Origin of the sequence: Streptomyces sp. NPDC048479 (genome assembly GCF_040651435.1) — a bacterium.
In the GTDB taxonomy this organism is placed as follows: domain Bacteria; phylum Actinomycetota; class Actinomycetes; order Streptomycetales; family Streptomycetaceae; genus Streptomyces.
In genome coordinates, this window is record NZ_JBEZKA010000002.1 from 99,698 (window position 1) to 112,316 (window position 12,619).

The 12,619-nt window shown below is 69.9% G+C and carries 11 protein-coding genes and 2 pseudogenes; 4 read left to right on the forward strand and 9 right to left on the reverse strand.

Annotated features, from left to right (window positions below; genetic code table 11):
* Window positions 1–6: 6 nt before the first annotated feature.
* Window positions 7–1,176 carry a xylose isomerase gene (gene xylA, locus AB0D12_RS03245; RefSeq protein ID WP_362676559.1) on the reverse strand — a complete coding sequence of 390 codons (1,170 nt, stop codon included), beginning with the start codon at window positions 1,174–1,176 and terminating at the stop codon, window positions 7–9.
* Between the two features lie 170 nt (window positions 1,177–1,346).
* Here xylA and xylB point away from each other — a divergent pair, with 170 nt between their 5' ends.
* The 3 genes from xylB (at window position 1,347) to tsaA (ending at window position 3,921) form a co-directional block, all read left to right on the forward strand.
* Window positions 1,347–2,822: a xylulokinase gene (xylB, locus tag AB0D12_RS03250; protein WP_362676561.1), complete on the forward strand. Its 1,476-nt coding sequence runs from the start codon at window positions 1,347–1,349 to the stop codon at window positions 2,820–2,822.
* 206 nt (window positions 2,823–3,028) lie between these two features.
* On the forward strand, window positions 3,029–3,490 hold the full coding sequence (locus AB0D12_RS03255; RefSeq protein ID WP_362676563.1) for a pyridoxamine 5'-phosphate oxidase family protein: 462 nt from the start codon (window positions 3,029–3,031) through the stop codon (window positions 3,488–3,490).
* Window positions 3,487–3,921, forward strand: coding sequence for a tRNA (N6-threonylcarbamoyladenosine(37)-N6)-methyltransferase TrmO (tsaA, locus tag AB0D12_RS03260; RefSeq protein ID WP_362676565.1), 435 nt, complete (start codon window positions 3,487–3,489; stop codon window positions 3,919–3,921). The genes AB0D12_RS03255 and tsaA overlap by 4 nt, the downstream gene beginning before the upstream one ends.
* 102 nt (window positions 3,922–4,023) lie before the next feature.
* Here tsaA and AB0D12_RS03265 read toward each other — a convergent pair whose 3' ends face one another.
* The 5 genes from AB0D12_RS03265 to AB0D12_RS03285 form a co-directional block, all read right to left on the reverse strand.
* Window positions 4,024–5,088, reverse strand: coding sequence for a putative sulfate exporter family transporter (locus tag AB0D12_RS03265; RefSeq protein ID WP_362676567.1), 1,065 nt, complete (start codon window positions 5,086–5,088; stop codon window positions 4,024–4,026).
* Window positions 5,088–5,684 (reverse strand): cysteine dioxygenase family protein, encoded by a 597-nt coding sequence (locus AB0D12_RS03270; protein WP_362676569.1) that lies wholly within the window; start codon window positions 5,682–5,684, stop codon window positions 5,088–5,090. The genes AB0D12_RS03265 and AB0D12_RS03270 overlap by 1 nt, the downstream gene beginning before the upstream one ends.
* A 116-nt stretch (window positions 5,685–5,800) precedes the next feature.
* A complete protein-coding gene (locus AB0D12_RS03275; RefSeq protein WP_362676571.1) occupies window positions 5,801–6,706 on the reverse strand; it encodes a LysR family transcriptional regulator in 906 nt (301 codons plus the stop codon).
* Window positions 6,707–6,793: 87 nt separating this feature from the next.
* The gene (locus AB0D12_RS03280; protein ID WP_362676573.1) at window positions 6,794–7,606 is read right to left on the reverse strand and encodes an SAM-dependent methyltransferase; all 813 of its coding nucleotides are present in this window, start codon (window positions 7,604–7,606) and stop codon (window positions 6,794–6,796) included.
* A gap of 471 nt (window positions 7,607–8,077) precedes the next feature.
* Window positions 8,078–9,409, reverse strand: a complete 1,332-nt coding sequence (locus AB0D12_RS03285) for a hypothetical protein (protein ID WP_362676575.1) — start codon at window positions 9,407–9,409, stop codon at window positions 8,078–8,080.
* A 313-nt stretch (window positions 9,410–9,722) separates the two neighbouring features.
* Between AB0D12_RS03285 and AB0D12_RS03290 the strand changes: the two are divergent.
* Window positions 9,723–10,522 (forward strand): annotated as a pseudogene (locus tag AB0D12_RS03290) (N-formylglutamate amidohydrolase).
* Between the two features lie 10 nt (window positions 10,523–10,532).
* Here AB0D12_RS03290 and AB0D12_RS03295 read toward each other — a convergent pair.
* The 3 genes and pseudogenes from AB0D12_RS03295 to AB0D12_RS03305 all read right to left on the reverse strand — a co-directional run bounded on the left by AB0D12_RS03295 (window position 10,533) and on the right by AB0D12_RS03305 (window position 12,592).
* A complete protein-coding gene (locus AB0D12_RS03295) occupies window positions 10,533–11,327 on the reverse strand; it encodes a maleylpyruvate isomerase family mycothiol-dependent enzyme (protein WP_362676577.1) in 795 nt (264 codons plus the stop codon).
* A 153-nt stretch (window positions 11,328–11,480) separates the two neighbouring features.
* Window positions 11,481–11,881, reverse strand: a pseudogene (locus AB0D12_RS03300) (endoglycosylceramidase); the annotation flags it as partial.
* Between the two features lie 21 nt (window positions 11,882–11,902).
* Window positions 11,903–12,592, reverse strand: coding sequence for a TetR/AcrR family transcriptional regulator (locus tag AB0D12_RS03305; RefSeq protein WP_362676579.1), 690 nt, complete (start codon window positions 12,590–12,592; stop codon window positions 11,903–11,905).
* Window positions 12,593–12,619: the final 27 nt, after the last annotated feature.

Below are 12,619 nucleotides of genomic sequence, written 5' to 3' on the forward strand. Positions count from 1 at the left end.
GGGCTGTCAGCGCACGCCGAGAAGGTGGTCCATGGCCAGCTGGTCCAGGTACTCGAAGGCCATGCCCCGCTCGGCCGCCGACTCGACGTCGAACTCCTCGAACGACGCACGGTCGGCGAGCAACCCGGACAACCCGTCCTCGGCGGTGGGCCGGGCCAGCTCGTCGAGGCGCGCGGCCCGCAGCGCCTCCTGTACCCGCGGATCCGCGCGGAAGGCGGCGGCCCGCTCCTTGAGGATCAGATAGTTGCGCATACAGCCGGCCGCCGATACCCACACCCCGTCGAAGTCCTCGGTACGCGGGGGCTTGAAGTCGAAGTGCCGCGGCCCTTCGTAGCCGCCTGTCTCCAACAGATCGACCAGCCAGAACGCGGAGCGCAGATCACCGGCGCCGAAGCGCAGGTCCTGGTCGTACTTGATGCCGCTCTGCCCGTTGAGGTCGATGTGGAAGAGCTTGTCGGCCCACATCGCCTGGGCTATGGAGTGCGTGAAGTTCAGCCCGGCCATCTGCTCATGGCCGACCTCCGGGTTCACCCCGTACAACTCCGGCCGCTCCAGGCGCTCGATGAAGGCCAGCGCGTGGCCGACGGTGGGCAGCAGGATGTCCCCGCGCGGCTCATTGGGCTTGGGCTCGATGGCGAACCGCAGGTCGTACCCCTGCTCGGTGACATACTCCCCCAGCAGGTCGAAGGCTTCCTTCATCCGGTCCAGAGCGGTGCGTACGTCTTTCGCCGCGCCCGACTCCGCGCCCTCGCGGCCGCCCCAGGCGACGTAGGTACGGGCCCCGAGCTCGGCGGCGAGGTCGATGTTGCGGATGGTCTTGCGCATCGCGTAACGACGTACGTCCCGGTCGTTGGCGGTGAAGCCGCCGTCCTTGAAGACGGGGTGGGTGAAAAGATTGGTGGTGGCCATCGGCACCACCAGACCGGTCGCGTCCAGCGCCTGCCGGAAGCGCTTGATGTGCGATTCACGCTCGGCCTCGGTAGCGCCGAAGGGAATCAGGTCGTCGTCGTGGAACGTGACGCCGTACGCGCCGAGCCCGGCGAGGTACTGCACGGATTCAACGGGGTCCAGCGGCGCCCGGGTCGCCTCTCCGAAGGGGTCCCTGCCCTGCCAGCCGACCGTCCAGAGGCCAAAGCTGAACCTGTCCTCGGGGGTGGGTGTGAAGCGTTCCGACATCGCCATGACCGCCTTCGATCCAGGGTTTGTTTTCTTACCTTACTAATACTGCACCCGCCCATGTGATCACAGGGGCCCATCAGTACCTGTTCTTGATCTGTTCGCGCGGGACCGGGTGACGTAATTTGTTGGGCGTCGGCCAAAATAGGCCGGGAGGGAGAGGTGAGGCAATGCCGACCCAGACGGTCGTCATCGGCGTGGACAGCTCGACCCAGTCCGCCAAGGCCGCGTTCATCGACGCCGCCACCGGCCGTACGCTCGCCGTCGGCCGGGCCGCGCACCAGGTCACCGGCGAGAGCGGCGCACGCGAGAGCGATCCCGAAGTGTGGTGGCACGCGCTGCGCGAGGCCGTCGCCATGGGCCTCAAGGAGTCCGGTCTCGCCGCGTCGGCCGTGACCGGCATCGCGGTCGCCGGGCAGCAGCACGGCCTGGTCGTCCTCGACCGCGCCGGGCATCCGGTGCGTCCCGCGCTGCTCTGGAACGACACCCGCTCGGCTCCGCAGGCCGCCGCCCTGACCGAGGCGCTGGGCGGCCCGGACGCCTGGACGGCGCGTACCGGATCGGTGCCGGTGGCCTCGATGACGGCCGCGAAGTGGCAGTGGCTGCGTGAGCACGAACCGCGTGCGGCCAAGGCAGCGGCCGCGGTCCGCCTTCCCCACGACTTCCTCACCGAACGGCTGGCGGGCATCGCGGCCACCGACCCCGGCGACGCATCGGGCACCTGCTGGTACTCCACCGCCATCGGAGCGTACGACCCCGAACTCCTCCAACTGATCGGCCTGGACGCCGACTTGCTGCCCGAGGTGGCCGCCACCGGCGCGGCCCATATCGGCTCGCTGACCGCCGCTGCCGCCGCGGAACTCGGCCTGCCCGCCGGCATCGCGGTCGCCGCGGGCACCGGCGACAACATGGCCGCCGCGGTCGGCCTCGGGCTCGGCGGCGCCGGGCTACTGGACCATCCGGCCCTCAGCCTCGGCACCTCCGGCACGGTCTTCGCCGCCAGCCGCACCCGGCCGGCGTCCACGGCACTCGCCGGGTTCGCCGCAGCCGACGGTACGTACCTCCCGCTGGCCTGCACGCTGAACTGCACGCTCGCGGTCGACAAGATCGCCGCCCTGCTGGGCCTGCACCGCGACACCGCCGAGGCGGGCGGTGAGGTCGTGCTGCTGCCCTACCTCGACGGCGAGCGCTCCCCTGATCTGCCCGCCGCCTCCGGTCTGCTCACCGGGCTGCGCCACACCACCAGCCGCCAGCAACTCCTCGGCGCCGCCTACGAAGGCGCGGTCGTGACAGTACTGCGCGCTCTCGACGAGGTGCTGCGCACCTGCGGCCTCGATCCGAACGACGGGGAAGTCGCCGCCCGCCCGCTGCGACTGGTGGGCGGCGGGGCCAAGGGGCGGCACTGGGTGGAGACCGTACGCCGCCTCTCCGGCCGCCCCCTGCTGATTCCCGAGAGCGGCGAACTGGTCGCCCTCGGCGCGGCGGCGCTCGCCGCGGGCGCAGCGACCGGCCAGGATCCGGTGGCGGTGGCGGGCAGCTGGCAGGTCGGAAATGCGGCCGAACTGCCGCCGGTGGAACGGGACATGGTGACATGGGAGCGGGTCTCCGCAGTACTGGAGCGGGCGGCGCCGACGTTGCTCAGCTGATCGGCGACGGCCCAGAGAGAGTGGACGCGGGTCCGATCCGGGCTCTTTGGGCCGGACAGCACCGTGGAACGCGGTCATCGTGACAGACTCGCGAGGACCGCGCCGCCCGTCATCCCGCCCGTCGTACCGCCGTTCATCACCACCGTCGTCACGCCCGTCATCACGCCCGGACTCGATCTCTATCGGCAATCAGGAGGCTGCTCCCGATGACCCCGCCCGCCCGGACCGCGAAACAACGCAAGCAGGACGTGCTGAGCCGGCTCGAGCAGGACATCGATGTATGGGTGGCCACGGCCGACGCAGACAGCGGGACCCCTTATCTGATTCCGCTGTCGTTCCTCTGGGACGGCGCCACCCTGCTGGTGGCCACAGCAGCTTCCAGCCCGACCGCCCGCAATCTCCAGGCCACCGGCAAGGTCCGCCTCGCCGTCGGGCCCACCCGCGATGTCGTCCTCATCGAGGGAACGGTGCAGGCGCTGGCGGCCACCGATCTCCCGGACGGGACCGGCGACGCCTTCGCCGACAGAACCGGCTTCGACCCGCGCCGGCTCAGCAGCACCTATCTCTACTTCCGCATTCACCCCCAGCGGCTCCAGGCCTGGCGCGAAGAGAACGAGCTCAAGGGCCGCGAGCTCATGCGCGACGGACAATGGCTCACCCCCGAATGAGCGGCGAGAACGCCCCTGAGCGGCCGCCGTACGTTCTGCAGCCCATCGGCTGGGTCGAGTCTCCCTTGCTGCGTCGCGCCGAGGCTCCGAAGCAGGGTGACGAGGGTTCGCCCGAGGCGTGGCTGGTGTTCGAGCAAGGCGTGGCGGAGGGTATTCGCGACCTGCGGGCCGGGACCGAGGTGCTCGTGCTGACCTGGCTCGACCGCGCCCGCCGGGACGTGCTGGCGGTGCGCCCGCGCGATGATCGGTCGCGGCCGGAGACGGGCGTGTTCAGCACGCGCTCCCCCGACCGTCCCAATCCGGTGGGGCTGCACCGCGTGGAGATCGTCGCCATCGAGGGGCTACGGGTCCGTGTGCTCAACCTGGAAGCCTTGGACGGCACACCCGTCATCGACGTGAAACCGCTGCTCGGCAAAGGCTCCGAGCGCTGACGCGGGACGGACACGGACGCACGACGCGCGGCGCACGACGCACGAAAGGCGACGCACGAAAGGCGACGCACGGCGGCTTCACGAAGCACGTCCGCGCGAGGCTCAGCCCATCACCAGCAGCACTCCCGCGTACGAAACCCCCGCCACCACCGCCCACGCGCACAGTCCGAGCGCCGCGACCCGCACGCCCGTTCGTGTCAACGACGGCAGGTCGACCGCGCTGCCCAGGCCGAACAGCGCGGCGGCCAGCAGCAGTTCCTGCACCCGCTGCGCCGCGTCGATCGCGGCCGTCGGGAGCAGGCCCGTGCTACGCAGGGCCACCATCGCCAGGAAGCCGACCACGAAGAGCGGGACGAGCGGAAGCCGCTTCCTGCCTGCCGTACCGGAGCCCGATGTCGCGCCGGCCCGTCGCCGGCGGCGTACGGACACGGCCACCGCAGCGACGAGCGGCGCGAGCAGCGCCACCCGCATCAGCTTGACCAGGACCGCCTCACCGAGCGCGCCGGGACCGGCGGTCTGCGCGGTGGCGACGACCTGGCCCACGTCATGCACGCTCGCGCCGACCCACCGGCCGAATTCCGCGTCGCTCAGCCCCAACGGCTGCTGCAGCAGCGGCAGTACGGCGATGGCGAGGGTCCCGCACAGGGTCACCAGCGCCACCGATGTCGCCGCGTCGCGCTCGTCGCTGTCCGTCGCCTCGCTCACCGCGCCGATCGCGGACGCGCCGCAGATCGAGTACCCGGCGGCGATCAGCAGCGGCTGGTCGCCGGGCAGCCCCATCCGGCGGCCCAGCCACCAGGTGCCGAAGAAGGTCAGCGTGACGACTCCGAGGACCATCGTGACTGTCGCCCAGCCGAGTCCGAGCACATCGTTCAGGCTCAGCTTCAGTCCGAGCAGCACAATGCCGATGCGCATCAGGCGTTTCGCGGCGTACGAGAGTCCCGGGCGGGCCGCTCCCCGGACGATCGAGCGCGCCACCGGCAGATGCGCGGCCACGATGCCCAGCACCACGGCAGCGGTCAGCATCGGTATGTCCGGCACCAGTTGATGCACGGACCAGGCCACGGCGACGCCGAACACCGCGAGCGCGAGCCCGCGCCGGCGAGTCGGCGCCGAGACGGAGCCTGACGGTGAGGCTGTGGCCGCCCGTTCCCGGAGCAGCGCCATCAGCGGTCGGCCGGCAGTTCGTAGACCCGGCGGACGCTCGTGCCGAGACGGGAGATGTCCGCTCCGTAGACGTGGAGCGATATCGCCCGGTCCGCGCCCGCGTTCCAGACCCGGTGGATGTCGCCGGGCGGAGCGAAGCCGCATACATCGCCCTGCGCGTTGATCACATCGCCGGTGGCGACCAGGCGCGCGGCCGTGCCGGTCGTCGGGGACGGGAGGAGGCGGTAGCGCCGCTCGCGCTCCTCGCCCTCGTGCACACCCGTCGTACACCACGACACATGGTCGTGCACGGACGTGCCCTGTCCCGGCAGCCAGACCAGTGCGACGACCGAGAAGCTCCCGTCGTGCTCGGCGTGCAGCAGATGCTGGCGGTAGCACGCGGAGTCGCTCTCGCACTGCTCCGGTGTGAGCAGATCGTCCGCTCCGAGATGCGGCGCCAGGCGTTCACCGACCAGATACGCCGTCAGGTCCGGTGGCAGTCCGCGCCCGACGGCCTCGCGCACCTCGGCGATCAGCGTGTCGAGACGGTCGGTCGTACGCGTCACCCGGAAAGCTGCGGATGCACTCGATGCCGTCGAAGTGGTCGAAGTGGTCATACGGGCAGCGTCGTGCCCCCTGATCCATCACGTCCAACGAGGGTTTCTTCGCGACTTCCCAAGCCCCGCTTATGAGTTCAGCTCATGAGCTCAGCGCATGAGCTCAGCGCATGACTTCAGCAGCCGACCTTGTTCGCCGCGACAGCCTTGAGTTCCTCGAGAACCAGAGCCGTCGCCGGAATCCGCAGATGCTCCCGCAGGATGTACGCCGAGATCTGCCGCCGCCTGGCGGGCTGCAGCGCCCGCCCGGTGACCTTCCGGTGACAGAGGAAGTTCAGTACGAGCGCCGGGATCATGGCGACGCCGAGACCTTCGGCGACCAGGCTCTGCACCACAAGATTGTCGTCCGTGGTGAACGCGATGTCCGGCGCGAATCCCTGTTCCGCGCACTCGTGGAGGAGGTTGGCCCGGCAGCGCAGACACCCCGCTATCCACCGCTCCTCCGCCAGATCCGCCAGCTGCACCGCCCGCCGCCGCGCCAGCGGATGCCCGGCCGGCAGCAGCACCGTCAGCTGGTCCTCGAGGAGCGGGATCTCCACCAGCTCGTCGGGTACGTGTTCGTGCAGCCCGGGATAGGTGAACGCGAGCGTGATGTCGCACTCGCCGCGCACCAGCCGCTGCAGCGACTCCGGCGGCTCGTTCTCCAGCAGTTCGACGCGGACCCCGGGATGGCCGGCGGCCAGCCGGGCCATCGCCTCGGGGATGATGGTGGCGTTGGCGCTGGGGAAGGCACAGACACGGACGCGTCCGGCGCGCAGCCGGGTGAGTGCGCCCATCTGCTGCTGGGCCGCGGACATGCTGTCGAGGATGACCGCGGCGTGCCGCGACAGCGCCTCTCCGGCCTCGGTGAGGCGCATGCCGCGGCCGACCCGGATGAACAGCGGTGTGCCGACGTCCCGTTCGAGAGCCTTCATCTGCTGCGTGATCGCCGGCTGTGTATAGCCGAGCGCGCGAGCGGCCGCGGAGTACGAACCGGTGCGGACCACTTCATGGAACGTTTTGATGTGCCGGGAATCGAACACACGCGCATCATAAGCAGAATTTGGGTACCGCGGGACCGGGACTCCCGCTCCCGCCCGAGCGGGCTACGGCTACGGCTACGGCTACGGCTACGGCTTGCGTGCCACTCCCGCGTACAGCGAGGCCGCCTCGTTCCCTTCGGTGACTTCGTCCACGCCGAACTCCGGGTGCCACTGCGTCAACTGGACGATGCCGGGCTCCGTCAGCTCGAGGTCCTCGAAGAAGCGGCCGATCTCGGCATACGGGCGCGGCACCAGCGTGACGCCGCCGGCCGCGTACATGTCGACGCCCCGCTGGACGGCCAGCGGGTCGAAGTCGGCGGTGAGCTGTGACAGTACGAGGTAGCTGCCGGACGGCAGCGCGTCCACGAGCCGGCGCACCAGCTCGTACGGGCTGTCGTCGTCGCCGACGAAGTGCAGCAGCGCCACGAGCGAGAGGGCGATCGGCCGCTCGAAGTCCAGGATCTTCCTGGCCTGTTCGAGGATGCGGCCGGGTTCGCGCACATCCGCCTGGATGTAGTCGGTGACGCCTTCCGGGGTGCTGCGCAGCAGTGCTGCCGCATGGGTGAGCACGATCGGGTCGTTGTCGGTGTAGACGACGCGTGACTCGGGGGCGGCGGTCTGGGCTATCTGGTGCAGATTGGGCTCGGTGGGGATGCCGGTGCCGATGTCCAGGTACTGGCGCACGCCCGCCTCGCCGACCAGCCACCGGGTGGCACGGTGCATGAACCACCGGTTGGTCCGGGCGACATGCTTGGCGCGGTTGTCGATGCCCATGATGTGGCGGCCGAGTTCCTCGTCGACCGGGTAGTTGTCCTTGCCGCCCAGGAACCAGTCGTACACCCGGGCCGGATGCGGCTTGCTGGTGTCGATCCGCGCGGCAGCCGGCTCGGTCCCGGTCATACGAAGCCCCCAGATGCTCAAGGTGTCAAAGGTTGATCGATCACGCGATCCTCGCAGCAGGAATCTCCGGCGGCAAATAACTCCTCGTGTGCCGTGGGGAGTTCACGACCGTTCGGTCCGTGACAGGCGGTATGGACACCGGGTGCGGGTACGGGAGCGAATGCAACCCCACTGGCATGTTCATGCCCACATGAAGAGGTCCTGCCTACAAGGGCGTGCTGCTACCGCCGTCACGATCAGCGCGGTCCTCACGGCCGGGGCAGCACACGCCGCCCCGCCCCCCACTCCCACCGCCTCGCACCTCGCCCGTCGTCACCTGGGCCGTCGGCACCGACCGGCTCGGTACGGTGGCCGCGCAGGAGCGGACCTACCGCCTCTCGTCCGTACCGGCGTCGGCGGACTGCGGATCCGGCTCTCCAACGCCTTCGGCGACCAGCGGGTCGGCCCTCCGCTCCGCCGTCGGCGTCATCATCACCTACTGTCCGCCTTGAAGGCAGAGGGCGCGGGGAATTTCACGTCGGTGCAGCCGCGACGTTCGGTGATGTCGTTGACGTACGCCCGGAAGAGAGCAGGCAGGCGGTCAAGCACGACGCTGTCGTAGGTGTAGCTGACGGTGAGGGCGTGGATGGCGGGCCGCCCGTCACAGACTGACGAGGCCCACCAGACGCCGGGCCCCTCCCCGCCACCTGCGGTGCCCGGTTTGAGGTACTCGTGGTCATCGATGTCCGCCATGGCGACCGACTCCGCCTCGGCACCGAAGAACGAGGCGGTCCTCATCCACCAGGGAGAGTGCGTGAGTGCACTGTCCGCGTACTCACGCTCGGATCCACCCAAGTGCTGGGCGATCTCGCGCACGCCGGCAGGGCTGACGGCCAGCAGGCAGGTTTCCGTCGCGCTCTTGTCACCAGTGGGTGCCTCCAGCATGCGGTCCGGCAGCCGTCCACGCCGGGAGCCTCCGAGGTGCCTGCCGTACCAGGCACAGGAGGCCTTCGCGGACTTCGGTGCGCGGAGCTCTCGTGCGGGCGTCGTCAACCGCTCCGGAATTTGCTCGAGTTGAGAGTCGCACTTCAGTCTTGCGGCAGCTTGTACCGCAGATCCGCGGGCCAGCTCGGCAAGAATTCCGCGGTCCTCGTCCGACACCTCGTCGTAGTCGGCTCTGGCCGTGACCTGCAAGGAAGCGGGCTTCCCGGATGCGCAGTCGGCCCGGACCGTGACGGAATCATCGCTGTAGCGGCCGAGGGTGCCGTCGCCCAGTGGACGGGGCTCTGCGTGGTCGGCATGACGGGTCACGTCGTCCGGGCGGGACGCCAGGTCTCCGCGGCGGCCGAATGGTTCGAGCCATGACTCGTCACCCACCAGGTTCATGGGCACGTCGTCGGCGGAGGTGCGAACGACAAGTGAGAATAGATAGTCGGTCTTACCCGGCCCGGGCACCCAGTAGATCCGACACGATTCCGGCAGCGCATCGAGCTGGATCTCGTCATTTTCCCCACTGCCCGGCTTGGCCCTGACGACCCCGCCCCGCAGGTCCATCACCGCTTCGGCGTCCACGATCCCGGCGCAGGCCTCGGCAATCCGCTCCTCGCTCGCGGCCCGGTCCCGCACATCTGTATACGTGAGCCAGAACGCCCACAGGCTCGCCCCCATCCCGAGGAAGGCGACCGCGCAGAGCAGCTTGTTGCCCCGGGCGCGCCAGGGCCCCTGACCGTGTACCGGCGGCACCCTTGGCAGCCACCGTGGCCGTATCGGCGGTACACCTTCGGGCAGCCGGGTGCCTGCCCGGTCCTGCTCATGGTGGCTCATGCGATCCCCGTGCTCCCCGTGCCCCGCCAAGTGTTCGCAGAAGCTATCAGCCGCCGAACACAGCAGGGGAATCCACCCACGAGGTGGACGGGCTGTCATCTCCCGGCTTTGTCAGCTAGAGGTGGGCACATGCTTAAGACTGTGACCCAGCTGGTGCGCATGACCTCGGATCCGCTTCTTCAACTCGTCCCGACGGACACCCGCTGATGCGGCTGCGGTACCAACCGGCCGGACCTGCCCTCCTGGTGGCCGACCGCCAGCGGTGCCGCATCTCCTATGGTCCGGCTCAACTCACACAGCAACAGGGACGACCATGTACGACGCTGACGACTCGTTTCAACTCTTGCCCGGCGCCGCCGACTCGCCGGTAATCCTTCACGTCCCGCACTCCTCGCGGATCATTCCCGAGTCGGTGCGCGACGGAATCATGCTGGACGACCGCACGCTCGAGTTGGAGCTGGACCACATCACCGACTCCCACACGGCCGAGATCGCCGCCGCCGCAGCGGAGGCCGCGACCGTCACCCCTGGCGGTTCGTCAACGGCCTGTCCCGCCTGGTGATCGATCCCGAGCGTTTTCCGGACGAGCGCGAGGAGATGCTGGCCGTCGGCATGGGCGCGGTCTATACGCAGACCACGCACCGCGAGCGGCTCCGGCCGCCGGGCGCGGACCCCCGGCCGCTGATCGAGCGCTACTTCCGTCCCTATGCGGAGGCGATGACCGCGGCGGTCGGCGAGCGGCTGGCAACCACCGGACGTGCCGTCATCATCGACATCCACTCGTATCCCACCGAGCCCCTGCCCTACGAGCTGCACGGTGACGGACCACGTCCGCCGGTGTGCCTCGGCACCGACGACTTCCACACTTCCCCGCAGCTGCTGGCCCACGCAGAGAAGGTGTTCGCCAACTTCGGCGGCACGGGGATCAACAGCCCATTCGCAGGCACCTACGTACCGCTGAAGTACTACGGCAAGGACCCGCGCGTCAGCGCCCTGATGATCGAGATCCGGCGGGACGTCTACATGACAGAGCCGGGCGGCCCGGCGGGTTCGGGCCTCAGGGCACTCGCCGGCGCCGTGGCCGGCCTGGTCGACGCCGTGTCCCGGGTGTAGTGCGGCGCCGTCATACGCGCGGCACCAGCGTAAAGTAGCGGTCGAGTACCTCCCGGTCGCCCTTTACGTCGATCCGCGTCGCCGGGATCCGCTGCCAAAGGAACAGCATCAGGTCCGACGCCGTGCCGGACACCTCGACGTCGCACGGATCGCCGCCGTCCGTGACCAGGATGTCGTCGCCCTCGAACTGCACCGTCCAGGAGTCCGTGCCGTCGGTACGGCTGAAGCGGTATCGCTCGCCCGATCCGCGCGGGGCGGAGTTGCGGCTTCGGCCGGCCGGCACCATGACCTCGAAGGTCTGGGCGATCGCGTCCGTCGCGAGCTCCGGGTCGACCGGGCCGGGCTCGCCCGTCGCGCCTTCGGCGTCCCAGCGGTGCACCGCCGCCTCGATGACCTGCATCCGCAGCCAGAAACCGACAGTCTGCTCCTGGGACCATGTCCACACCGCTTCGCCCGGATCGCTGCTCCTGAAGTGCGGCTCCAGGGCGGCGGCTCCGTCCGCGAACCAGTCGATCAGGCTCTCCGCCAGCGGTCCGTGGTTGGGGGCCGCGCCCAGGACCGGCCAGCCCTCGCGGTCGTCGGGCAGCCGGTAGATCACGGGGTCCATGGGATCAAGGGCCTGCGTGGGCCGTTCTTCGAGGACGCGGATCACGTATCGGTGCACTCCGCCGAGATGCTGGACCAGATCGGACATCGTCCAGTCGGGGCAGCTCGGGACCGCGGGTGCTTCATCCGCGCCGACGGCCGTGCGGGCGGCGGCCTCGAACGCAAGGATCTCGCGGTGGAAGTGCGCGGCATAGTCCATGGCGTCACTCTGCCATCCAGCTTCCGGCGACCACCTGCCCGAAATGGTCATTCCCCGCGCCTTCCCAGCCACTTCGATTCATTGTCCCGTTGGCGGCAGCCGCATTCGCCGGGCTGGGCGCTCAAGGGGGCGCCGAGTAGTCGAGGCGGGGCCTCAGCCGTGACCCGCCGCCCGGGCAGCACGTTCCGCCCGCGCTGCACGCAGTAGCTCGGCCGAGGGTGCGGTCGCGCCGTTCGTCACCAGGGCGTAGTGCACGCTGCCGCGTGCTGCGCGGTGAGCAGGAGGCGACGGCTGCCGGTTCCGCCGGGCTCGGGGGCGACGGCAATCGGTGTGCTTCTCGTGTACGACGGAGGTCCGGTGACCGCGCCGAGGTCGGAGACAACAGTGGTCCCCGATGTGGCGAACGACTCCGGGAGGTGCAATTCGGTAGGGACGTCCGAGCGCCACAGCAGGACGCCGTACTGGCCGGAGCCGACGCTCGGCGACCCGCGGCAGCGACTTCGGGACCGGATTCCAGGTCAGGGTGGTGGAGAGCCGTCGCGGGAGCGGTCCTCGGCGACCACCTGCCTGCGGTCTCAGGCTCCGTCGCGGATGGCGGAGAGCAGACGGGCACAGCGTGCGCTCATGTCGTGCGCGGACAGGTCGGGGTGAGAGACCCACCAGCCGACGAGTGCGCCCACCGTGCCCGTCCACACATGCTTGAGGGCGTCCGCGTCGAGGGCGTCGTCATTGCCCTGGCGGCGCAGCAGCGCGGCGGTGCCGGAGGCCGCCAGGTCGTCGACGGCCTCGCGGTGCCGGTGGGCGGCGCGCCACGGTTCGGAGCCGGGTGGCAGGGTCCGGTCGTACAGCACGAACCAGGCGTGCCGCTGTTCTTCCAGCGTTTCGAAGACCGCGGTGAGGACCGCGTGGGGCAGCCGGTCCCCCGACGGGCTCGACGTCATGGCCGCGTTGATTGCCGCGAGGAGGCGGTGGCCGATGTGTTCGAGACAGGCCGCGTAGAGGCCGTCCTTGGAGCCGAAGTACGTGTAGAGCATCGGCTTGGTGACGCCGACGCGCCGGGCGATCGCGGCCATCGACGCCGCGGCGTGGCCGTGCCTGCCGAACTCCTCCAGGGCCGCGGCCACGATCTGTTCCTCGCGGCGGGCGCGCGGGACGCCCTTGGTCCCCGCGCCGCGGCTCCGGCCCTGGGTTCCATTCGCACCGCCACCGGCGGACGCGACGGAGTCTGCCGGATCAGGTGCGGCCGAGGCTCTTGCAGTGGTCATGGCGGAGACTATACGTTGCGGTAACTT